We start from the raw sequence: 22,476 nt of genomic DNA on the forward strand, positions 1-22,476 counted from the left end.
GGGGCGGCTATCGACCCACCCCCCGGCCCGGCGTCCTCGGTGCGGTTCGTGTGGACCACCCTGGGATGTTTCCGGGGGGGGGTGCGGGGGGGGGGGGGGGGCGCCCCCCCCCCCCCCCACCGCCGCGTGCTGTGACCGGCACCTGTCTGTGATCGGCCGGTCCTCCGTGGGTGATCACAGCCAATTGCATAAACCTGCGTCTGAACGTATAGTCATGCCGTCTAGAGGAGGATTCCATGGCGGTACGTGCGGCAGTGGCCGGAGCGAGCGGATACGCGGGCGGGGAACTGCTGCGTCTGCTCCTGGCGCACCCCGAGATCGAGACAGGCGCCCTGACCGGCAACTCGAACGCCGGGCAGCGGCTCGGTGCGCTCCAGCCGCACCTGCTGCCGCTCGCCGACCGGGTGCTTCAGGAGACCACGGCCGAGGTGCTGGCGGGGCACGACGTCGTCTTCCTCGCCCTGCCGCACGGGCAGTCCGCCGCCGTCGCCGAGCAGCTCGGCCCGGATGTGCTGGTCGTCGACATGGGCGCCGACTTCCGGCTGAAGGACGCCGGCGACTGGGAGCGGTTCTACGGCTCCCCGCACGCCGGCACCTGGCCGTACGGCCTCCCCGAACTTCCGGGTGCCCGCGCCGCGCTGGAGGGGTCCAAGCGCATCGCGGTGCCCGGTTGCTACCCGACCGCCGTCTCGCTGGCCCTCTTCCCGGCCTACACCGCCGCCCTCGCCGAGCCCGAGGCCGTGATCGTCGCCGCCTCCGGCACGTCCGGCGCGGGCAAGGCGCCCAAGCCGCATCTGCTGGGCAGCGAGGTCATGGGCTCCATGACGCCGTACGGCGTCGGCGGCGGCCACCGGCACACCCCCGAGATGATCCAGAACCTCAGCGCGGCCGCGGGGGAGACCGTGAGCGTCTCCTTCACACCGACCCTCGCCCCGATGCCCCGCGGCATCCTCGCCACCTGCACCGCCAAGGCGAAGCCCGGCGTCACCGCCGAGTCCGTCCGGGCCGCCTACGAGAAGGCCTTCGCCGACGAGCCCTTCGTCCGCCTCCTCCCCGAGGGGCAGTGGCCGGCCACGGCGTCCGTCTACGGTTCGAACGCCGTTCAGGTGCAGGTCGCGTTCGACGCCGCCGCGCACCGCATCATCGCGATCAGCGCCATCGACAACCTCACCAAGGGAACGGCCGGCGGCGCCGTCCAGAGCATGAACATCGCCCTCGGGTTCCACGAGAACACCGGGCTTTCCACGATCGGAGTCGCACCGTGAGCGTCACGGCAGCCAAGGGGTTCCGGGCGGCGGGTATCGCCGCCGGGATCAAGGAGAACGGCAACCCGGACCTGGCCCTCGTGGTCAACGACGGGCCCCGCCGCGCCGCCGCGGGCGTCTTCACCTCCAACCGTGTCAAGGCCGCACCGGTCCTGTGGTCCGAGCAGGTCCTCAAGAGCGGCCAGGTCTCCACGGTCGTCCTCAACTCCGGTGGCGCCAACGCCTGTACGGGACCGAAGGGCTTCCAGGACACCCACGCCACCGCCGAGAAGGTGGCCGAGGTGCTCGACCGGGGCGCCATCGAGGTCGCCGTCTGCTCCACCGGGCTCATCGGCGTCCTGCTCCCCATGGACAAGCTGCTCCCGGGCGTCGAGACCGCCGCGGCCCAGCTCTCCGAGCACGGCGGCGAGAAGGCCGCCATCGCCATCAAGACCACCGACACCGTCCACAAGACGTCCGTCGTGACGAAGGACGGCTGGACCGTCGGCGGCATGGCCAAGGGCGCGGGCATGCTCGCGCCGGGCCTGGCCACCATGCTGGTCGTCCTCACCACCGACGCGGCCCTCGACGACGACGTACTGGACAGCGCGCTCCGGGCGGCGACGCGCACGACCTTCGACCGCGTCGACTCCGACGGCTGCATGTCCACCAACGACACCGTGCTGCTGCTCGCCTCCGGCTCCTCCGGGGTCACCCCGGAGTACGCGGAGTTCGCCGAGGCCGTACGGAGCGTCTGCGACGACCTCGGTCAGCAGCTCATCCGGGACGCCGAGGGCGCCAGCAAGGACATCAAGGTCGAGGTGATCAACGCCGCGAGCGAGGACGACGCCGTAGAGGTGGGCCGCTCCATCGCCCGCAACAACCTCCTCAAGTGCGCCATCCATGGCGAGGACCCCAACTGGGGCCGCGTCCTGTCCGCCATCGGCACCACGTCCGCCGCCTTCGAGCCGGACCAGCTCAACGTGGCCATCAACGGCGTCTGGGTCTGCAAGAACGGCGGCGTCGGCGAGGACCGCGAGAAGGTCGACATGCGCTACCGCGAGGTGCACATCGTCGCCGACCTCGCGGCCGGCGCCGAGACCGCCACCATCTGGACCAACGACCTGACCGCCGACTACGTCCACGAGAACAGCGCGTACTCCTCATGAGCAACACACCCGCGCGGAAGCACACCGCGCTCCCCAAGGCCCAGATCCTCATCGAGGCGCTGCCCTGGCTGGTCCGGCACAACGGCAAGACCGTCGTCATCAAGTTCGGCGGCAACGCCATGGTCGACGAGGAGCTGAAGGCCGCCTTCGCCCAGGACGTCGTCTTCCTGCACCACGCCGGGCTCAAGCCGGTCGTCGTGCACGGCGGCGGCCCGCAGATCAGCGCCGCCCTCGACAAGCACGGCATCGTCAGCGAGTTCAAGGCGGGCCTGAGGGTCACGACCGAGGACGCCATGGACGTCGTACGGATGGTGCTGGCCGGGCAGGTGCAGCGGGAGCTGGTCAACCTGCTCAACGAGCACGGGCCGCTCGCCGTCGGCCTCACCGGCGAGGACGCGCACACCATCACCGCCACCAAGCACCAGCCCGAGATCGACGGCGAGCTGGTCGACATCGGTCGGGTGGGCGAGATCACCGACATCGACACGGGCGCGATCGAGGCCCTGCTCGCCGACGGCCGGATCCCGGTCGTCTCGTCGATCGCCCGGAGCCAGGACGACGGACATGTCTACAACGTCAATGCTGATACGGCGGCTGCGGCACTCGCTGCCGCGCTGGGTGCCGAAACCCTCATGGTCCTCACGGACGTCGAGGGCCTCTACGAGGACTGGCCCCACTCCGACGAGGTGATCAGCCGCCTCACGGCTTCCCAACTGGAGAAGCTGCTGCCGGAGTTGAGCTCCGGCATGGTGCCGAAGATGGAGGGCTGTCTGCACGCCGTGCGGGGCGGCGTGACCACGGCCCGGGTCATCGACGGCCGGGTCCAGCACTCGATCCTGCTGGAGATCTTCACGGATGAAGGGATCGGCACGATGGTCGTGCCGGACGCGCCGGAGGGGGACGCGCCATGACCGCGAACCAGGAGTACGCCCAGCGGTGGCAGGGCTCGCTGATGAACAACTACGGCACCCCGCGGCTCCCTCTCGTACGCGGTGCGGGCCTGAAGGTCTGGGACGCCGAGGACAGGCAGTACTTCGACTGGGTCGGCGGCATCGCGACCAACGCGCTCGGCCACGCCCACCCGGCGATCGTCGAGGCCGTGACGCGGCAGATCGGTTCCCTCGGCCACATCTCCAACTTCTTCATGGCCGAGCCGACCGTCGCCCTCGCCGAACGGCTGCTCCAGCTCTTCGGCCGGGACGGCAAGGTCTTCTTCTGCAACTCCGGCGCCGAGGCCAACGAGGCCGCGTTCAAGATCGGCCGGCTGACCGGGCGGACGCATGTGGTGGCCACCGAGGGCGCCTTCCACGGCCGCACGATGGGCGCCCTCGCGATGACCGGCCAGCCCGGCAAGCGGGAGCCGTTCCTGCCGCTGCCCGGGGACGTCACCCACGTGCCGTTCGGCGACGCGCAGGCGCTGGCCGCCGCGGTCACGGAGGAGACGGCTCTGGTGATCATCGAGCCGATCCAGGGCGAGCTCGGCGTCGTGGTGCCGCCCGCCGGCTATCTGAAGGCGGCGCGGGCGATCACGGCCTCGACGGGGGCGCTGCTCGTCCTCGACGAGGTGCAGACCGGCATCGGCCGTACCGGGCACTGGTTCGAGTACCAGGCCCACGAGGGCGTGCTGCCGGACGTCGTCACCCTCGCCAAGCAGCTCGGCGGCGGGCTGCCGCTGGGTGCGACGGTCGCCTTCGGGCGGGCGGCGGAGCTGCTGCAGCCCGGCCACCACGGGACCACCTTCGGTGGGAACCCGGTCGCGTGTGCCGCGGGGCTGGCGGTGCTGGACACCGTCGCGGACGAGGGGCTGCTGGAGAACGTCAAGCGGCAGAGCGAGAAGCTGCGCGACGGGATCGAGGCCCTTGGGCACCCGCTGATCGACCATGTCCGGGGTGCGGGGCTGCTCCTGGGTATCGTGCTCACCGAGCCGCTCGCCGCCAAGGTGCAGCAGGCGGCTCAGGACGCCGGTTTCCTGGTGAACGCGCCCGCCCCCGATGTCGTACGGCTCATGCCGCCGCTGAACCTCGGTGACGACGAAGTGGAGGCGCTTCTTCACGGGCTTCCCGGCATCCTTGACGTGGCCGACGGGGACGGATGATCCGGGGAATGAGACGACGATGAGTCAGGCGCAGGACCACGAGCACAACGGGGCCGCCGGGGCTGCCGTGCCGCAGACCCGGACCGCGCGCCACCGCCGGATCGTGGACATCCTCAACCGGCAGCCGGTGCGGTCGCAGAGCCAGCTCGCGAAGCTGCTCGCCGACGACGGGCTGAGCGTCACGCAGGCGACGCTCTCCCGGGATCTGGACGAGCTGAACGCGGTGAAGATCCGCAACAACGACGGTGACCTCATCTACGCGGTGCCGAGCGAGGGCGGGTTCCGTACGCCGCGGGCGCCGCTGGGGGAGTCGGCGAAGGAGGAGCGGATGCGGCGGCTGTCGCAGGAGCTGCTCATCTCGGCGGAGGCTTCGGCGAATCTCGTGGTCCTGCGTACCCCTCCGGGGGCGGCGCAGTTTCTGGCCTCGGCCATTGACCAGGCCGAACTGCACGACATCTTGGGGACGATCGCCGGTGACGACACGTTGCTGCTGATCAGCCGGAATCCTACGGGGGGTCAGGCTTTGGCCGATCATTTGTTGAGGTTGGCTCAGAACGGCCACTGAGTGGGGTGGTGGGGGTTGTTTGCCGACTGCGGGTGGTTCGTGGCTGGTCGCGCAGTTCCCCGCGCCCCTTGGGGCATTGCCCTGCCCCCTGCTCACCCGAGCCGCGCCGCCAGTCCCCCCGTGCACCGCACCTCGTCGCCCGCCGTGATCAGCAGGGCCTCCACCCCGGGCAGTGACTCCAGCCACCGCAACCCCTGTCGTGAACCCATCGCGAAGGCCGCTGTCGCCCAGCAGTCCGCCCAGGTCAGTTCGGGGGCCACCACCGTCACGGCCACCAGGTCCGTCACCGCGGAGCGGCCCGTGCGGGGGTCGACGATGTGGGTGCCGCGTTCTGCCGTGCCGGAGGTGGCCACCGCCAGTTCGGCCAGGCCGGCGGCGGAGATGACCGCCGCAAGACCGCCGGGGCGCTGCGGGTCGGAGATGCCGACCCGCCAGGGGCGCTGCGGGCCCGGCACGCCGAGGAGCTGCACGTCGCCGCCGCCGTTCACGCTCACGCCCGTCACACCGGGGACGTCCGCCAGGCGGCGGGCCGCGCGTTCGACCGACCAGCCCTTGACGATGCCGGTCGGGTCGAGGCGGCCCTCGTACGTCGTACTGAACCAGCCCTCGCTGCGCCGCTCCGCCTCCGCGCCCAGGTCGAGGACCTCGGCGACCTCCGGGGCACAGTCGTCGACGGTCAGCTCGCCGCGGACCAGCCGGGAGATCTGGCTGTCGTCGCGGTATGTGCTGAACACCTCGTCGACCCGGTGCAGCCCGGCGACCGCCTCTTCCAGTGCCGAGCGCACGGCACCGGGATCCCCGCCGCGGACGTCAAAGGAGAAGACCGTCCCCATGACCTCCTCCGCATGACGTACCGCGGCGGGAGCTTGTGTCGGTTCCGCCACCGTGTCAGCCACCGGCCTGGTCCAGCGCGGCCTGGAGGGATTCCTTGTAGCCGGCGCTGGTGTACGTGGCTCCGGAGACAGCGTCGATGTCGGCGCTGCCGGCGGTCACGGCGGCTTGGTTGAGCTTGGGTACGGCGTCGGCGGTGATCTGGTCGCTGCGGCCGCCCTTGGGGGCCTGGATGGTCTCGGCCTTGGTGATCTTCCCGCCGCTGACGGTGATCCGGACCTGGACCGGCCCGTACTGGGTCTGCGCGACGCTGCCGTTGACGACGGTGGCCTGGGCGCCGCCCGAATCCTGGGCGCCGCCGCCCGAACCCTGCGAACCGGAACCCTGCGAGGAGCCGGCGCTCGCCTTCATCTTGTCGATCGCCGACTGGAGGGATTCCTTGTAGCCGGCGCTGGTGTACGTGGCTCCGGAGACGGCGTCGATGTCGGCGCTGCCGGCGGTCACGGCGGCTTGGTTGAGCTTGGGTACGGCGTTGGCGGTGATCTGGTCGCTGCGGCCGCCCTTGGGCGCCTGGACGGCCTCCGCCTGGGCGATCTTGCCGTTGTTCATGGTCAGCCGTACCTGCACGGCCCCGTACTGGGTCTGCGCCGCGTCACCGGTGACCGTGCCGGACCCGGCCGCCTGGGCGCCGCCCTGGGGCGAGGCCGCCGCCGGGGGTGCCGCGCCGCCCGCCGCCTGCGCGGAGCCCGGGTCGGACGCCGGCTTCAGCGACAGCAGCAGCACGATCCCGGACACGGTGGCGGCACCCGCCAGCACGACCCGCCGGATGGGGTGACTCTTCCTCATGGCTTCTACAGCTCCCGAAGTCTTGAAGTCCCGTCGCTCACATCTCGAACGACTCGTGATGGATGCGGCGGGCAGGCACACCCGCGCCGCGCAGTGCTTCGTAGACGGACTGCGCGAAGCCGGCCGGCCCGCACATGAACACGTCGTGCTTGTCGATGTCCGGCAGCTTCTGGCGCAGCCGGTCCGCCGAGATGTCGGGCCGCTCGCCGTCCGGGCTGTTGACCGCGTACATCAGCCGGGCCCCGCGCTCGTCGGCGATCGCCGCGAGCTCGTCCCACAGCGCCAGGTCCTGGGTGCTGTTGGCCCGGTAGAGCAGGGTGATGTCACCGGCCGCCCCCGGCAGCGTCTCGAACAGGGCCCGCATCGGCGTGATGCCGACCCCGCCCGCCACCAGCAGCACCTTGCCCCGGCTGCGGCGCTGGGCGGTCATGGCGCCGTAGGGGCCCTCCGCCCACACCTTGGTGCCGGGCTTGAGGTCGCGCAGCCGGGAGGTGTGGTCGCCGATCGCCTTGACGGTGATCCGCAGCATGTCGGGGCGGGGCGCCGCCGACAGAGAGTACGGGTGCGAGCTGAACCGCATGCCCGGCGCCTTGAACCGCCACCGGAAGAAGTGCCCGGCCTGGGCGCCCATGCGGTGCAGCTTGCGCCCGCCGATCAGCACCGAGACGATGCCCGGCGTCTCCTCGATGACCGCCTCGACGTACATCCGGTGCCGCAGGTTGAGGCGGATCGGGGTGAGGATCCGGTACCAGACGACGGCCGCGGTCACGGCGCCGTACAGGCCGTACCAGAAGGTCTTCGCGGCGGGCTCGACGGCGAACTCGTTACCGGTGCTGATCTGGTGCCAGAACGTCAGGAACACGGCCGCGTACGTCAGCAGGTGCACGTGGTACCAGGTGTCGTACGGGATCCGGCGGCGGATGCCCCCGATCGAGATGAACGCGATGAGGAACAGCAGGCCGGTGCCGATGGCCGCCTTGCCCATGTCCGGCAGGGTGTTGACCGAGTCGATGGTCTGCTGGACGACGTCGCCGAGCGTCTTGCCGGCCTGGAGCGCGTACGCCCACATCGTGAGGAAGACATGCGCGATGACCAGGCAGACCGTGTAGCGCCCGCTCATCGCGTGCCAGCGTGCCACCCGGTCCGAGCCGACCCGCCGCTCCAGCGCGGGCACCCGCGCCATCTGGAGCACCACGAGCGCCATCAGATACCCGGCGAGCAGACCGGTGATCCGGCCCGCGGCCAGGATCTTGGCCGTGTTGTCGGCGAGGGACGGAGTGTTGTCCCACCACAGCCACAGCACCGCCGCCGCGCCCGCCCATAGGGCGACGACCAGCGGAACGGCCGGGGAGCGGCGCGGGCGGATGCGGCGCATCGTCTGGCGTCGAGCGGCACGGCCGCCCGCGAGCGTGGTGGTCACGGTTCCTCCGGGAGCGGGAGCAAGGGGGGTGGCGTGGTCCCTTGGCCCAGAGATACGTGTGAGGAGGTCCGTGTGTTCAGTGGTGCGCGCTCAGTACCGGGTGATGGCCGTCGGCCCGTTCGCCGTCCCGATCGCGATGTGCGGTTTGTGCCGCGGATCGGCCCATGTGAGGATCCGCCGCATCGCGTCCCGCGACACCGACACACACCCGGCCGTCGCCCCGCGCCCCTTCACATGGAGGAAGATCCCGGCCCCGCGGCCCTTCACCGGGCGGTCGTAGTTGAAGCCGATGACGAGGGCGTGCGCGTACAGCGCGCCGTAGGAGACGAGGTGCTCGGACTCGGCGGCCCGGCAGTCGCGGGCCCGCGGTTCGCTCCACCGGTTGTACGCGCGGGAGTCGTTGTCCTGGCACCACCAGGAGTCCTTGTGGACACGGCGGTACTTGTACCTCGTCCCGCGTGGCGCCGCCTCGATGCCGAAGGCGTACGGCAGTCCGTACAGCCCCGTCGGCGTCGTGTTCGTGCCCTGCTTGCGCCTGCTGCCCTCGGCGAGCCCCTTCGCGCCGAAGCGGGCCCGCGCCGAACCGGTCTTCACCCAGCGCCCGTCGACCCGGTCCCACCACGTGACCGTCCCCGACGTCGAGCCGGCCTTCGGCGCGACCGCGGTGATGAGCTGGGCGCCGCCCCCGGTGTCGGCCATCCGCGCGGGCAGCGGCTTCGGTGGCGCACCGCCGGGCGCGGCACCGAGGACGAGCAGGGACGCGGACGCGAGGGCGAGGACACCGGGGCGCATGGCTCAGACGCTAGACGGCGGCAGCGGCAACGGCAGCCCGGGTAGGCCATCCAGGCTGGTCGCGATGTGCTCCTTCTTGGCGAAGTACGCGCTGAGCGAGTCGTCGTCCTCCCGGGCGAACCGCTTGCCGTGCAGGTCGCGGTCCTCGTCGTACGTCATCAGGGGCACCGCGTACCCGCAGGAGTCACGAATGAGTTCGGCCCGCACCACGATGATCGCGCGCAGGCCGTGCTGGGAGGGGTCGATGTCGGGGAAGTGGCCGAGCAGTTCCGTGAACCGCGGGTCGTCCCGGAAGACGGCCTCCCCGCGGCCGTGCACCCGGACGATGTTGGGCGGTCCCTGGAAGGCGCACCACATGAGGGTGATCCGGCCGTTCTCCCGCAGATGCGCGACGGTCTCGGCGTTGGAGCCGGCGAAGTCGAGGTAGGCCAGCGTGAGTTCGTCGAGGACGGCGAACGAACCCCTCAGGCCCTTGGGGGAGAGGTTGACCGTGCCGTCGGCGGCCAGGGGAGCGGTCGCGGTGAAGAAGAGCGGCTGCTCTTCGATGAACGTGCGGAGCCTGCCGTCTATGCGTTCGTAAGTCTTTCCCACGTCCACCGAGTATGGACGCGGGTCGTTCGTTTGTCTAAGGAATTACCCGGGTGATTCCGAGTGTCTTGCGAGTGTCCTCCGATGAGTGTCTTTCGGGTGACCAGGGCCGCCCCGGCCGGCGTGCCAACAGGGCGGCCCTGGCTGCCTGTCACGTCACTGGGTGAGCGTGCAGGCGGCGAAGGCCTCCAGCCCTTCGGGCTTGGCTGCGGCGCGGCCGATGGCGGTCTCGATGCGGTTGAGGGCGGCGACGCGCTTGTCTTCCAGGGGGCCGAGGATGGCGTTCTGGACGAAGTTGGGTCCGCCTTGGCCGACGGTGTCGACGAGGCGCTGGTTGGCCTCGTTGATCTGGGTCTGGAGCTGGGCGAGGTTGCGGTCGACCTCGGCCTGTGCGGACGCCGGGATCGCCGGCAGCTGGCCGGTCACGTCCGGGCACGAGATGGTGCCGACACCGGCGTTCCCCGCGTTGCCCGCGCCGTTTCCGGCGTTGCCCGCGTCGTTCCCGGTCTCCTCGCCCGCGGCGCCGCCCGCACCGGCACCGGCTCCTTGGCCGGCGCCCGCCTCCGCGCCGGCCCCGGCTTCCTCGCCTGCGCCTGCGTCCGCCTCCGCGCCGCCGTCGGCGTTGAGGCTGCACGCGGCGAAGGCCTCCAGCCCTTCGGGCTTGGCTGCGGCGCGGCCGATGGCGGTCTCGATGCGGTTGAGGGCGGCGACGCGCTTGTCTTCCAGGGGGCCGAGGATGGCGTTCTGGACGAAGTTGGGTCCGCCTTGGCCGACGGTGTCGACGAGGCGCTGGTTGGCCTCGTTGATCTGGGTCTGGAGCTGGGCGAGGTTGCGGTCGACCTCGGCCTGTGCGGACGCCGGGATCGCCGGCAGCTGGCCGGTCACGTCCGGGCACGAGATGGTGCCGGGGCCGGCCAGTGTGCGGGCGCTGGTGTCGCCGCTCTTCGAAGACGCCGTCGTCTCTCCGGCGAGTGCGAAGCCGGCGATCACCGTGCCGGACAGCGCCACCGCGGCGGCGCCGCCGATGAACGCGACGCGACGCTTGTTGTACTTCGGAAGAGCCCTGGACATGCGGATGCCTCACTCGGGTTCGGGAGTGTCGTCGTTTACAAACGCGGCGCCTGCGTTCGGCGAGAGGTACGGGTAAGCGATTTCCCGCGTTCAATGGAGGCTCGGATTTCCGCAGCCGCGGGCCCAGATTGACGAATCATGCAGGGCTCTGCATAATCATGCATGTCGATGTGGCGAGTGCGCGCACTGGCCTGACGACCGCCTCCCCGTTCACGCCACGGGGAGGCGGTGCCACACCCGGACCCTCCCGAGGAGCACAGCGAGTGAGCAGCAACAGCGGTGACGTACGGCTCTGGGGCGGCCGTTTCGCCGACGGTCCCGCCGAGGCCCTGGCCAAGCTGTCGGCCTCCGTCCACTTCGACTGGCGGCTGGCGCCGTACGACATCGCCGGTTCCCGCGCCCACGCGCGCGTGCTGCACAAGGCGGGTCTGCTCACGACGGACGAGCTGACCCGGATGATCGCCGGGCTCGACCAGCTCGAAGCGGACGTCGCCGACGGCTCCTTCGTGGGCACGATCGCCGACGAGGACGTGCACACCGCGCTGGAGCGGGGCCTGCTGGAGCGACTCGGCCCCGACCTCGGCGGCAAGCTGCGCGCCGGCCGCTCCCGCAACGACCAGGTCGCGACCCTCTTCCGGATGTACCTGCGTGACCACGCCCGCATCATCGGCGGCCTGATCGCCGACCTCCAGGACGCGCTGATCGGTCTCGCGGAGGCCCACCCGGACGTGGCGATGCCCGGCCGCACCCACCTCCAGCACGCCCAGCCGGTGCTCTTCGCCCACCATGTCCTGGCGCATGTGCAGTCCCTGTCCCGGGACGCCGAGCGCCTGCGCCAGTGGGACGAGCGCACGGCGGTCTCCCCGTACGGCTCGGGCGCCCTGGCCGGCTCCTCCCTCGGCCTGGACCCGGAGGCGGTGGCCAAGGACCTCGGCTTCGAGCACGGGTCGGCGGGCAACTCGATCGACGGGACGGCGTCGCGCGACTTCGTCGCCGAGTTCGCCTTCATCACCGCGATGATCGGCGTGAACCTCTCCCGGATCGCCGAGGAGGTCATCATCTGGAACACGAAGGAGTTCTCCTTCGTGACCTTGCACGACGCGTTCTCCACGGGCTCGTCGATCATGCCGCAGAAGAAGAACCCGGACATCGCTGAGCTGGCCCGCGGCAAGAGCGGCCGCCTCATCGGCAATCTGACGGGCCTGATGGCGACCCTGAAGGCGCTGCCCCTCGCCTACAACCGCGACCTCCAGGAGGACAAGGAGCCGGTCTTCGACTCCTGCGACCAGCTCGAGATCCTGCTGCCCGCCTTCACCGGCATGATGGCCACCCTCACCGTCAACCGCGAGCGCATGGAGGAACTGGCCCCCGCCGGCTTCTCCCTGGCCACCGACATCGCCGAGTGGCTGGTCAAGCAGGGCGTTCCGTTCCGCGTCGCGCACGAGGTCGCCGGCGAGTGCGTGAAGGTCGCCGAGGCGGAGGGCAAGGAGCTGGACGACCTGACGGACGAGCAGTTCGCGAAGATCTCGGCTCACTTGACGCCGGAGGTGCGGACGGTCCTGAACGTGCCGGGGGCGCTGGCGTCGCGGAACGGCCGGGGTGGTACCGCGCCGAGCGCGGTCGCGGTGCAGTTGGCGGAGGTCAAAGCGGACGTGGCGGCCCAGCACGAGTGGGCGGCCGCCAAGAAGCAGGGCTGAGGGCAACAACGCCCTTCACCCCGACCCCTGAGGCGAAGGTCATCACGGGTTACGTTGGTCGCAAGCCGTACCGGAACCGACCGAACGGAGCCCGCGATGCCCTTCGCCCGACTGGCAACAGCGACTACCCCCACCTGCCACATCGGCCTCGGCCTCGCCGCGATCGGTCGCCCCGGCTACATCAACCTCGGCCGAGACGAAGACCTCGGAGAGAACCGCAGCGTCGAAACGCTGCGCACCCGCACCCACGAACTCCTCGACGCCGCCTACGCCCAGGGCGTCCGCTACTTCGACGCGGCCCGCTCCTACGGCCGCTCCGAGGAGTTCCTGGCCGACTGGCTGAACACTCGCCCCGACGTCGACGACGTGGTCATCGGCAGCAAATGGGGCTACACCTACACCGCCGACTGGACCACCGACGCCGAGAAGCACGAGGTCAAGGACCACAGCCTCCAGGCGTACGAGCGTCAGCGCGCCGAGTCCGACGCCCTGCTCGGCGACCGGCTCGACCTCTACCAGATCCACTCGGTGACCCCGGACAGCCCCGCCCTCACCGACAAGGACCTGCACGCGAGGCTCGCCGAGGCCGCCGCCCAGGGCCTCACCGTCGGCTTCTCCACCAGCGGCCCCGCCCAGGCCGACGCCATCCGCGCCGCCCTCGCCGTGACCGTCGACGGCGAGCCCCTCTTCCGTACCGTCCAGTCGACGTACAACGTCCTGGAGACCTCGGCCGCCCCCGCCCTCGCCGAGGCCCATGACGCCGGGCTCACGGTGATCGTCAAGGAGGGCATGGCCAACGGCCGCCTCGCGGACCCGCACGCGCCGGACGCGCTGAAGGCCGTGGCCGAGGAGACGTCCCTGGGCTGCGACGCCGTCGCCCTCGCGCTGATCCTGCGCCAACCCTGGGCCGGTGTGGTCCTGTCCGGCGCGGCGACGACCGTACAGCTCGCGTCCAACCTGCACGCCGCCGTCGTCGACCTCGACGAGGAGCAGGTGGAGCGGCTCGCGGCGCTCGTGGAGGAGCCGGGCGCGTACTGGGAGCGGCGCGGGCAGTTGCCCTGGCACTGACGTACACCCCCCGCAGATCGGCGGAGACGCACCAGCTCTGAGTCACGCGCGCCCAGCCTGAGACATGAATGTCTCACATGCGCTACTCTCGTCTCATGGCCGTCGATCGTGACCACGTACTGCGCACCGCCGCAGCCCTGCTGACCCGCAAATCCACCGCGACCATGGACGAGGTCGCCAAGGCGGCCGGGATCAGCAGGGCCACGCTGCACCGGCACTTCGCCGGGCGCGACGCGCTCGTGCGGGCGCTGGAGTCGCTCGGCATCGCGGAGTGCGAGGCCGCACTGGACGCGGCCCGCCTGGACGAGGGTGCGGCGCGGGACGCCGTGCACCGGCTGGTCCGCGAGATCGAGCCCTCGGCCGCACTGCTCGCCTTCCTCTACACCGAGAACCAGCTCTTCGAGGGCGAGGAGCAGAACGCGGGCTGGGCGCGCATCGACGACCGCGTCGCCGCGCTGTTCCGGCGCGGCCAGCAGAGCGGCGAGTTCCGCATCGACCTCACCCCGGCCTGGCTCACCGAGGCGCTCTACGGCCTGCTCGGCTCCGGCGCCTGGGCGGTCGCCGAGGGCCGGGTCGCCCGCAACGACTTCACCCACATGATCGTCGAGCTGCTGCTCGGCGGCGCGCTGCGGCAGCACACCACCGCACAGAGAGAGGAATCATGACCAGCACCCTGCAGCCGGCGACCACGACCGAGGCGGTGACCAAGCGCCCCGGCCGCTGGCTCGCGCTGTCCGTCCTCGTGCTCGCCGTGCTGCTGGTGGCCGTGGACGCGACCGTCCTCGGCCTCGCGACCCCCTACATCAGCGAGGACCTGAAGCCCTCGGGCACCCAGCTCCTGTGGATCGGCGACGTCTACTCCTTCGTGATCGCCGGTCTGCTGGTGTCGATGGGCAGCCTGGGCGACCGCATCGGCCGTAAGCGGATCCTGCTCGTCGGCGCCACGGCGTTCGGCGCGATATCCGTGCTCAACGCCTATGCGACGACACCGGAGTTGATGATCGTCGCCCGGGCCCTGCTCGGTGTCGCGGGCGCGACCCTGATGCCGGCGACCCTCGCCCTGATCCGCAACCTCTTCCACGACCCGCGCGAACGCAGCCTCGCCGTCGGCATCTGGGGCGCCACCGCCTCCGCCGGTACGGCCGTCGGCCCGATCGCCGGCGGCTTCCTGCTGGAGCACTTCTGGTGGGGCTCGGTCTTCCTGATCAACCTGCCGGTGATGGCGGTCCTGGTCGTCGTCGGCATCAAGCTGCTGCCCGAGTCGCGCAACCCGAACCCCGGCCCCTGGGACATGATCAGCGTCGCCCTGTCGCTGGTCGGCATGATCGGCATCGTGTACGCCGTGAAGGAAGCGGCCGCACACGGCTTCACCTGGCCGACCCTCGCCGCCGGCCTGCTGGGCGCGGCAGCGCTGTACGGCTTCGTCCGCCGCCAGCTCACGCTGCCGACCCCGCTGCTCGACATGCGGCTGTTCCGCAGCCGTGGCTTCAGCGGCGCGGTACTGGCCGACCTTCTGACCATCCTCGGCCTGTCCGGCCTGGTGTTCTTCCTCTCGCAGTTCCTGCAACTCGTGCAGGGCCGGGGTCCGTTGGAGGCGGGTCTGGCCGAACTGCCCGCCGCGATCGGCGCGGTGGCGGCCGGTCTGATCGCCGGCCGCGCGGCCCGCCGCTTCTCGGTACGGGCCGTGGTCTCCGGCGGCCTCGCGGCGATCGGCCTCGCCCTGGCCGTGCTGACGGTGATCGACCGCTCCACGGGCTATCCGCTCCTCGGAGCCGCCCTCCTGGTGGTCGGCGTCGGCGCGGGCTTCTCGTTCACGGTGACCTCGGACGTGATCCTGTCCTCGGTTCCGAAGGAACAGGCGGGCGCGGCGTCGGCGGTGTCGGAGACGGCGTACGAGCTGGGCGCGGCGCTCGGCATCGCGGTGCTGGGTTCGATCGTGACGGGCGTGTACCGCGACTTCACGGGCCCGGCGGGAACTCCGCCCGAGGCCCACGAGTCGCTGGGCGGCGCGGTGGAGGCCGCGGCGGGGATGCCGGCGCAGACGTCCGGGGTGATGCTGGATGCGGCGCGGAGTTCCTTCGTGGACGGGCTTGCACTCGCGTCGGGAGCCGGAGCGGCCGTACTGCTCGCGGCGGCACTGGCAGCATGGTTCCTCCTCCACGGCCAACGGCTGGACAACGCCCCGTAAGGGGCGCGGGGCTGTATCGATTTGCGGCTCCGCCGCGTGGGCGCGAGCAACCACACACAACCCGCAGCCGCCGTAGCACCGAAACCACCCCCCACCTTGGGCTTTAAGCCCCTTTTCGCCCTCACCTGATGCCCTTGGGCCCATGACCAAACAACTCGAAGAAGCCCTCTTCGAAGTCAAGCGAGTCATAGTCGGCCAGGACCGCATGGTGGAACGCATGTTCACCGCGATCCTGGCCAGAGGCCACTGCCTCCTGGAGGGCGTACCGGGCGTGGCCAAGACGCTCGCCGCGAAGACCCTCGCCCATGTCGTCGGCGGCCGGTTCGCCCGCCTCCAGTTCACCCCCGACCTGGTCCCCTCCGACATCACCGGCACCCGTATCTACCGCCCCTCCCAGGAGGCGTTCGACATCGAGCCGGGCCCGGTGATCGCCAACGTCGTCCTCGCCGACGAGATCAACCGCGCCCCCGCCAAGGTGCAGTCCGCACTGCTGGAGGTGATGGGCGAGCACCAGGTCTCCATCGGCGGTACCACCCTGCCCGTCCCCGAGCCGTTCCTCGTCCTGGCCACCCAGAACCCGATCGAGTCCGAGGGCGTCTACCGCCTGCCCGAGGCCCAGCGCGACCGCTTCCTGCTCAAGGTGGAGGTCCCCGCCCCCACCGAGCTGGAGGAGCTGGCCATCCTCTACCGGATGAGCGTCGACCCGCCCAGCCCGCGCCGGATCCTCACCCCCGAGCGGCTGGTCGCCCTCCAGCGCACCGCCGACGAGGTGTTCGTGCACCACGCCGTCGCCGAGTACGCCGTACGGCTCGTCATCGCGACCCGAGAACTCGCCGGGCCGGAAAGCCGGTTGGCGCACGGTGCCGGGCCGCGCGCCACGCTCGGCCTGGTCGCCGCCGCCCGCGCCCTGGCGCTGCTGCGCGGCCGGGGCTACGTCCTCCCCGAGGACGTGGGCGACCTGGCGCACGAGGTCATCGCGCACCGTCTGGTCCTCTCCTTCGACGCGCTGGCCGACGGCATCGCACCCGGCGAGATAGTCGACGAGGTCCTCGCGGCGGTGGAACAGCCCCGGATCAGCCCGCGCCAGGCCGCCGAGGAGGCCGTCGCATGACCCCCACGCTGAGCGAACTCACCCCCGAACAGGCCCTGAAACACCTGGAGTTGCTGTTCACCCGGCACCCGCACGGCCTCCTGCAGGGCGACCACTCCTCCCTGCTGCCCGGCGCCGGCAGCGAGGTCTCGGAGACCCGGCCGTACGTCATCGGCGACGACGTGCGCCGTATGGACTGGAACGCCACCGCCCGCACCACCGTCCCGCACGTCCGCCTCACCCTCGCCGACCGCGAACTGACCACCTGGATCGTGCTCGACGCCTCCGCGAGCATGGACTTCGGCACCGCCCGGATGGAGAAGCGGGACCTGGCGGTGGGCGCGGCGGCGGCCGTCGCGTTCCTGACGGAGCGGGCCGGGAACCGGCTGGGCGCGCAGCTCACGGGGCCGTACGGCATCCGGCGCATCCCGCCCCGCACCGGGCGCCGGCATCTGCTGACGATCCTGCGCGCAGCCCTCGACCGGCCGCGCGTCGCGCCCGGCGTCCCCGAGCACACGCTCGCCGACGCCCTGGGCGCCCTGCGGGAGCTGCCTGCGCCCGGACTCGTCGCGGTCGTCTCGGACTTCCTGGAGACCGGCTGGGAACGGCCTCTGCGCACCGTGGCCCAGCGCCACCAGGTCCTCGCCGTCGAGACCGTCGATCCGCGCGAGCTGGAACTGCCCGACGTCGGGATGCTCACGGTCGTCGACCCGGAGACCGGACGCCGGCGCGAGGTCCCCACCCACGCCCGGCGGCTGCGTGAGCGCTATGCCGCCGCCGCGCTGGAGCAGCGGGCCCTGATCAAGCGGTCCATCCGCCGCGCGGGCGCCGCGCACCTCAGGCTGCGGACCGACCGGGACTGGGTGCGGGACGTCGTGCGGTACGTCGAGGACCAGCGGCGCCGGGCGGGAGGCGGTGCCGCGTGATGCCCGCCCAGGCGGGAGAGGAGGGGCCATGGGCCTGAGTTCGCCGGGCTGGCTGCTGCTTCTGATACCCCTCGCGGTGCTGATCGCGGCCTATGTGCTGACGCAGCGCAGGCGGGGCCGGTACGCCGTCCGCTTCACCAACCTCGACCTGCTGGACAAGGTGGCGCCCGCTCGGCCGGGCTGGCGCAAGCACCTGCCCGCCGGGGTCTTCTGCGCCACCCTCGCCCTGCTGGTGGTCGGCTTCGCCCGGCCCACCGCCGACGTCCAGGTGCCGCGCGAGCGGGCCACCATCATGGTCGCCTTCGACGTCTCCGGCTCGATGGAGGCCACCGACGTCGAACCCACCCGCATGGAGGCCGCCCAGCGCGCCGCCCTGACCTTCGTCGACCGGCTGCCCGAGCGGTTCAACGTCGGGCTCGTGCCGTTCAGCGGCACCACCACGGTCGCGGTCCCGCCGACCACCGACCGCGAGGTGCTGCGCCGGGCCATCGAACTGCTCACCCCCGGCCAGGCCACGGCCATCGGCGACGCGGTCATCGCCTCGCGCGACGCGATCCGGCGCCTCGACCGGGAAGCCGAGACCGATCCGCCGCCCGCCCATGTCGTCCTGCTCTCCGACGGCGCCAACACCGCCGGCCGCTCGGTGGAGTCGGCGGCCGAGGAGATCGCCGCCGACCGCATCCCGGTCTCCACCATCGCCTACGGCACCGAGGGCGGGATCGTCGAGCTGCCGGGCGGCAACGTCCTGCGGGTCCCCGTCGACGGCCCCGCCCTGGAGGACCTGGCCGACCGCACCGGCGGCGACTACCACGAGGCCGCCTCCGGAGCGGAGCTGGAGGCCGTGTACGAGGACATCGGCAGCTCCGTCGGCCATCGCACCGAGGAACGCGAGATCTGGCAGTGGTTCGTGGCCGGCGGTCTCGTCACGGCGCTGCTGGCGGCCGCGATGTCGCTGCTGTGGTTCTCGCGGATTCCATGACCGACAACTGCACAGACCGAGTAGGCTTCCAGGCGCCGGGAGGTTCCCGGTGGCGATCCGTCGAGGAACCAGAGACCACATGCATCCGCCTCGGTTGGTGCATCACCGTTCGTGCGGGGCTCTCTGGGGAGTCGGCGGATCGGAGCTGTCGCCGCGGACTGCGGGGCGACGGCCGATCGGCTGAGACTGCCCAGCCTGGGCTCCAGCCGTGTCTGTTGGATACGGCGGAGAGCGAACTGTCCTACTCGGGGACCTGTAGGCAACGAGTAGGAAGCAGCAAGGACAGTGACCGACGACCGATACGTCAACGACTGCTCCAGCACGGCCGCGCGGCCCGACACTCTCGTAGGGCTCGGCAAACCGCGCGGCCCGTCGTTCCTGCCGGGCCGGCCACCACAGCCGCTGCCGCCGGCCGAACCCACACCGCCGACCACGCCACTCGCGGCCCCCTCGTACGCCACCCCCAAGCCATCGCCCCCACGCCCACGCGGCACCACGCGCCCCTTCCTGGCCACGATCCTTGCCGCCGTCCTCGCGGGCGGAGCCGCCGGATACGCGGCCGGCGCACTCGGCGACGACGAGCCCGCCGCCCCGGCCGCCGCCCGCGCCTCCGGCGATCTGGAGACCGTGGCCGCGAGGGTCCTGCCCAGCGTGGTCTCGGTCCGGACGGGCGACGGACAGGGCTCCGGGTTCGTCTTCGACGAGCGGGGCAGAATCCTCACCAACGCCCATGTCGTGGCCGGGAGTTCACAGGTGTCGGTGGAACTGCAGGACGGTCGCCGGCTGAGCGCTGAGGTGATCGGCGACGACCCCGCGCACGACGTGGCCGTACTGGAACCCGAGACCTCGCGCGGGCTGCGGGCCGCCGACCTGGCCACCGGCACCCGTCCCGCCGTCGGCGACACCGTCCTCGCCATCGGCTCCCCGCTCGGCCTCAGCGGCACCGTCACCTCCGGCATCGTCAGCGCCCTCGACCGCGCCGTGCGCCTCGGCGACGACGGCGGACAGCGCCGCGCCCTGCAGACCGACGCCTCGATCAACCCGGGCAACTCCGGCGGGCCGCTGGTCGACGACGACGGACGGGTCATCGGCATCAACACGGCCATCGCGACGTTGGACCAACAGAGGGCCGGCTCCATCGGCATCGGCTTCGCCATCCCCGTGGCCGACGCGGCGGCCGCCGCCCGGACCATCATCGACGGAGGATGACAGGGGGCCGATCATGCGACTGCTCGTGGTCGAGGACGAGGAGGACCTGGTCGTCGCGCTCAAGGTCGGGCTGGTCAGGGGCGGCTACGCCGTCGACGTCGCCCCGGACGTCGACACCGCCACCGAGAAGCTCGCCGTCAACGACTACGACCTGGTCCTGCTCGACCTGAACCTCCCCGACGGCGACGGCTTCCAGGTCTGCCGGGACATCCGCGCCACCCCCGGCGGCCCCCGCATCCTCATGCTGACCGCCCGCGACCGCCTCGCCGACCGGGTGCGCGGCCTCGACGAGGGCGCCGACGACTACCTCGTCAAACCCTTCGCCCTGCCCGAACTCCTCGCCCGCATCCGCGCCCTGCTGCGCCGCGAGGACGGTGGCACGGCGGTCGTCGAGGTCGGCGAACTCCGGCTGGACACCGCCCGCTTCGAGGCCCACCGCGGCGCCCGCAGGCTGCCGCTCACCCCCAAGGAGTTCGCCGTCCTGCACTACCTGATGACCCGCCCGGGCCGCGTCGTCCCCGCCGAGGAACTCCTCGAACACGTCTGGGACGAGCACGCCGACCCGTTCACCAACACCGTGCGCGTCACGGTGGGCTCCCTGCGCCGCAAGGTCACCGGGGAGGAGGAACCGCTGATCGAGACGGTGATACGGCAGGGCTACCGGCTGAAGGAGACGCCATGAAGCTGCGCTCGCCCAAGCTGCCCTCGCTGAAGCCGCTGAGGCGGATCGGGCTGCCCGCCTTCACCCACACCATCCGCTTCCGCCTCACCGTCCTGTACTCCGGCCTGCTGTTCGTCCTCACCGCCCTGGTCCTCGGGGGCACCTACCTCGCCGTCGAGCGAAGCAGCGAGGCGCACCCCGTCACCAAGCAGTTCTCCGTGACGAAGATCGTGAACGGGCAGGAGGTCGGCGAGTTCGACGCGGTCAAGGTCGCCGAGGTCGAGGCCGCCGTGAACTACGAGACCCTGGCCAACCTGCGCCGCTTCTCCTTCGCCGTCCTCGGCGGCGTCGCCGCGGCCAGCCTCGCCCTGGGCTGGATCCTCTCCGGCCGCGCCCTGCGCCCCGTGCGCGAGATCTCCCGTACGGCCGCCGAGATCCAGGCCACCGACCTCTCCCAGCGCATCCGTCTGCAGGGCCCGAAGGACGAGCTGCGCGACCTCGCCGACACCGTCGACTCCATGCTCGACCGGCTCGACGAGGCCTTCCGCGCCCAGCGCCAGCTCATCGACGACGCCTCGCACGAACTGCGCAGCCCGCTCGCCATCATCCGCGCCAACCTCGACGCCGTACTGACCGCCGACGACTCGGATGAGGAGGAGCGCCGTACGGCGGCACGCAGCGTCGACCGTGCGACCACCCGGATGACCCGGCTCGTCGAGGACCTCCTGGCCACCGCCCGCCGCAACGCGCCCGCCTTCACCGACGCCGACGTCGATCTGGCGGCCGTCGCCGACGAGGCGTGCGAGGAGTTCACCCCGCTCGCCGCCGACCGGCGGCTCACCCTGCGCCGCCGCCTCTCGCCCGGCCTCACCGCCATCGGCGACCACGACGCCCTGCGCCGGGCCGTCGGCAACCTGCTCTCCAACGCCGTACGCCTCGCCCCGCCCGGCACGGTGATCACGGTCGCCGCGGGCCGCTCCGGCTCCTGGCTCTGGACCTCCGTACAGGACGAGGGCCCCGGCATCCTCGACGACGACCAGTCCCGCGTCTTCGACCGGTTCTGGCGGGCGAAGACGGGCGGCGGCCGGCGCGACCGGCACGCGGGCCTCGGCCTGGCGATCGTCCGCCAGATCGTGGAGTCGCACGGCGGTCAGGTGCGGCTGTTCTCGAAGGTGGGGGAGGGCTCGACGTTCGTACTGTGGCTGCCGGCGCCGGGCGCGGAACACCCGAACGGCGGGCCACCCGAGGGGCGACCCGCCGGGTGAGCCGGTGCTACGCCGCTTCCTTGGCCTTGCTGGCGTACATGTCCACGTACTCCTGCCCCGACAGTCGCATGACCTCGGCCATCACCGAGTCGGTCACCGCCCGCAGCACATAACGGTCCCGGTCCATCCCCTCGTACCGGGAGAACTCCATCGCCTCACCGAACCGCACCGTCACCTTGCGCGGCCGCGGCATGCCTGCTCCGCCCGGCTGGATCTTGTCCGTGCCGATCATGGCGAACGGCACGACGGGCGCCCCGGTCATCAGCGTCAGGCGGGCGATGCCGGTACGGCCCCGGTAGAGCCGTCCGTCGGGGGAGCGCGTGCCCTCGGGGTAGATGCCGAAGACCTTGCCCTCCTCCAGGATCCGGCGGCCGGTCATCAGCGCCGCCACCCCGCCCCGGCCGCCGTCCCGGTCCACCGGGATCATGCCGACGCCGGTGAAGAACCAGGCCATGAGGCGGCCCTTGAAGCCCTTGCCGGTGACGTACTCGTCCTTGCCGATGAAGAAGACCTGACGGTCGCAGACCAGCGGAAGGATCATCGAGTCGATGAACGTGAGGTGGTTGCCGGCCAGGATGACCGGGCCGTCGCCCGGGATGTGCTCCGCGCCCTCCACCTGCGGGCGGAACATCAGGCGCATGATCGGTCCGAGCACTGCCTTGATGAGCGCGAAGCGGGACAACGGGCCCTCCGGTGTCAAGGGATTCGTATAAGTCTGTGCAGGTGAGGACGATACTCGCGGTCCCGGGGGTCCCGCACATCGGGTGCGCCG

Annotated in this window: 22 protein-coding genes; 15 read left to right on the forward strand and 7 right to left on the reverse strand. The window is 71.5% G+C overall.

The features are described from left to right. Positions 1-236 precede the first annotated feature (236 nt). Genes argC through ACP4J3_RS45240 form a run of 5 tightly spaced genes read left to right on the forward strand, consistent with a single transcriptional unit; the run spans position 237 to position 5,073 of the window. The gene (gene argC, locus ACP4J3_RS45220) at positions 237-1,265 is read left to right on the forward strand and encodes an N-acetyl-gamma-glutamyl-phosphate reductase (protein ID WP_426543115.1); all 1,029 of its coding nucleotides are present in this window, start codon (positions 237-239) and stop codon (positions 1,263-1,265) included. Continuing rightward, a complete protein-coding gene (argJ, locus tag ACP4J3_RS45225) occupies positions 1,262-2,413 on the forward strand; it encodes a bifunctional glutamate N-acetyltransferase/amino-acid acetyltransferase ArgJ (protein WP_426543117.1) in 1,152 nt (383 codons plus the stop codon). The genes argC and argJ overlap by 4 nt, the downstream gene beginning before the upstream one ends. Next, the gene (argB, locus tag ACP4J3_RS45230) at positions 2,410-3,324 is read left to right on the forward strand and encodes an acetylglutamate kinase (RefSeq protein WP_426543119.1); all 915 of its coding nucleotides are present in this window, start codon (positions 2,410-2,412) and stop codon (positions 3,322-3,324) included. Before argJ ends, argB begins: the two co-directional genes overlap by 4 nt. Continuing rightward, positions 3,321-4,508 (forward strand): acetylornithine transaminase, encoded by a 1,188-nt coding sequence (locus ACP4J3_RS45235; protein WP_426543121.1) that lies wholly within the window; start codon positions 3,321-3,323, stop codon positions 4,506-4,508. Before argB ends, ACP4J3_RS45235 begins: the two co-directional genes overlap by 4 nt. 19 nt (positions 4,509-4,527) lie before the next feature. Continuing rightward, a complete protein-coding gene (locus tag ACP4J3_RS45240; RefSeq protein WP_426543123.1) occupies positions 4,528-5,073 on the forward strand; it encodes an arginine repressor in 546 nt (181 codons plus the stop codon). A gap of 92 nt (positions 5,074-5,165) precedes the next feature. Here ACP4J3_RS45240 and ACP4J3_RS45245 read toward each other — a convergent pair whose 3' ends face one another. The 6 genes from ACP4J3_RS45245 to ACP4J3_RS45270 all read right to left on the reverse strand — a co-directional run bounded on the left by ACP4J3_RS45245 (position 5,166) and on the right by ACP4J3_RS45270 (position 10,621). Continuing rightward, a complete protein-coding gene (locus tag ACP4J3_RS45245; RefSeq protein ID WP_426543125.1) occupies positions 5,166-5,906 on the reverse strand; it encodes an FAD:protein FMN transferase in 741 nt (246 codons plus the stop codon). 55 nt (positions 5,907-5,961) lie between these two features. Beyond that, positions 5,962-6,750, reverse strand: coding sequence for an FMN-binding protein (locus ACP4J3_RS45250; RefSeq protein WP_426543127.1), 789 nt, complete (start codon positions 6,748-6,750; stop codon positions 5,962-5,964). Between the two features lie 37 nt (positions 6,751-6,787). Beyond that, positions 6,788-8,170 carry a ferredoxin reductase family protein gene (locus ACP4J3_RS45255; protein ID WP_426543129.1) on the reverse strand — a complete coding sequence of 461 codons (1,383 nt, stop codon included), beginning with the start codon at positions 8,168-8,170 and terminating at the stop codon, positions 6,788-6,790. Positions 8,171-8,260: 90 nt separating this feature from the next. After that, positions 8,261-8,962 (reverse strand): L,D-transpeptidase family protein, encoded by a 702-nt coding sequence (locus ACP4J3_RS45260; RefSeq protein ID WP_426543131.1) that lies wholly within the window; start codon positions 8,960-8,962, stop codon positions 8,261-8,263. A gap of 3 nt (positions 8,963-8,965) precedes the next feature. Further along, complete coding sequence (locus ACP4J3_RS45265) at positions 8,966-9,553, reverse strand: pyridoxamine 5'-phosphate oxidase family protein (RefSeq protein WP_426543133.1); 588 nt, start codon at positions 9,551-9,553, stop codon at positions 8,966-8,968. A gap of 153 nt (positions 9,554-9,706) precedes the next feature. Then, positions 9,707-10,621 carry a hypothetical protein gene (locus tag ACP4J3_RS45270; RefSeq protein ID WP_426543135.1) on the reverse strand — a complete coding sequence of 305 codons (915 nt, stop codon included), beginning with the start codon at positions 10,619-10,621 and terminating at the stop codon, positions 9,707-9,709. A 263-nt stretch (positions 10,622-10,884) separates the two neighbouring features. On the opposite strand from ACP4J3_RS45270, the gene argH reads away from it, so the two are divergent. The 10 genes from argH (at position 10,885) to ACP4J3_RS45320 (ending at position 21,704) form a co-directional block, all read left to right on the forward strand. Next, positions 10,885-12,318: an argininosuccinate lyase gene (gene argH, locus ACP4J3_RS45275; RefSeq protein ID WP_426543137.1), complete on the forward strand. Its 1,434-nt coding sequence runs from the start codon at positions 10,885-10,887 to the stop codon at positions 12,316-12,318. 96 nt (positions 12,319-12,414) lie between these two features. Next, the gene (locus ACP4J3_RS45280; RefSeq protein ID WP_426543139.1) at positions 12,415-13,386 is read left to right on the forward strand and encodes an aldo/keto reductase; all 972 of its coding nucleotides are present in this window, start codon (positions 12,415-12,417) and stop codon (positions 13,384-13,386) included. Positions 13,387-13,481: 95 nt separating this feature from the next. Further along, positions 13,482-14,051, forward strand: a complete 570-nt coding sequence (locus ACP4J3_RS45285; RefSeq protein WP_426543141.1) for a TetR/AcrR family transcriptional regulator — start codon at positions 13,482-13,484, stop codon at positions 14,049-14,051. After that, complete coding sequence (locus tag ACP4J3_RS45290) at positions 14,048-15,574, forward strand: MFS transporter (protein WP_426543143.1); 1,527 nt, start codon at positions 14,048-14,050, stop codon at positions 15,572-15,574. The genes ACP4J3_RS45285 and ACP4J3_RS45290 overlap by 4 nt, the downstream gene beginning before the upstream one ends. A 142-nt stretch (positions 15,575-15,716) precedes the next feature. Next, positions 15,717-16,685: an AAA family ATPase gene (locus ACP4J3_RS45295; RefSeq protein ID WP_426543145.1), complete on the forward strand. Its 969-nt coding sequence runs from the start codon at positions 15,717-15,719 to the stop codon at positions 16,683-16,685. Then, a complete protein-coding gene (locus ACP4J3_RS45300) occupies positions 16,682-17,590 on the forward strand; it encodes a DUF58 domain-containing protein (protein ID WP_426543147.1) in 909 nt (302 codons plus the stop codon). Before ACP4J3_RS45295 ends, ACP4J3_RS45300 begins: the two co-directional genes overlap by 4 nt. 28 nt (positions 17,591-17,618) lie before the next feature. Further along, the gene (locus ACP4J3_RS45305; RefSeq protein WP_426543149.1) at positions 17,619-18,569 is read left to right on the forward strand and encodes a VWA domain-containing protein; all 951 of its coding nucleotides are present in this window, start codon (positions 17,619-17,621) and stop codon (positions 18,567-18,569) included. Between the two features lie 285 nt (positions 18,570-18,854). Continuing rightward, entirely contained in the window at positions 18,855-19,778 is a 924-nt protein-coding gene (locus ACP4J3_RS45310) for a S1C family serine protease (RefSeq protein ID WP_426543151.1), read from the forward strand. A 13-nt stretch (positions 19,779-19,791) separates the two neighbouring features. Further along, positions 19,792-20,460 carry a response regulator transcription factor gene (locus ACP4J3_RS45315; protein WP_426543153.1) on the forward strand — a complete coding sequence of 223 codons (669 nt, stop codon included), beginning with the start codon at positions 19,792-19,794 and terminating at the stop codon, positions 20,458-20,460. Continuing rightward, positions 20,457-21,704 carry a sensor histidine kinase gene (locus ACP4J3_RS45320; RefSeq protein ID WP_426543155.1) on the forward strand — a complete coding sequence of 416 codons (1,248 nt, stop codon included), beginning with the start codon at positions 20,457-20,459 and terminating at the stop codon, positions 21,702-21,704. The genes ACP4J3_RS45315 and ACP4J3_RS45320 overlap by 4 nt, the downstream gene beginning before the upstream one ends. Before the next feature lie 7 nt (positions 21,705-21,711). Here the strand turns inward: ACP4J3_RS45320 and ACP4J3_RS45325 are convergent, their stop codons facing one another. Continuing rightward, positions 21,712-22,386 carry a lysophospholipid acyltransferase family protein gene (locus ACP4J3_RS45325; RefSeq protein WP_426543157.1) on the reverse strand — a complete coding sequence of 225 codons (675 nt, stop codon included), beginning with the start codon at positions 22,384-22,386 and terminating at the stop codon, positions 21,712-21,714. Positions 22,387-22,476 lie beyond the last annotated feature (90 nt).

The organism is Streptomyces sp. UG1 (assembly GCF_049974585.1).
Lineage (GTDB): Bacteria > Actinomycetota > Actinomycetes > Streptomycetales > Streptomycetaceae > Streptomyces.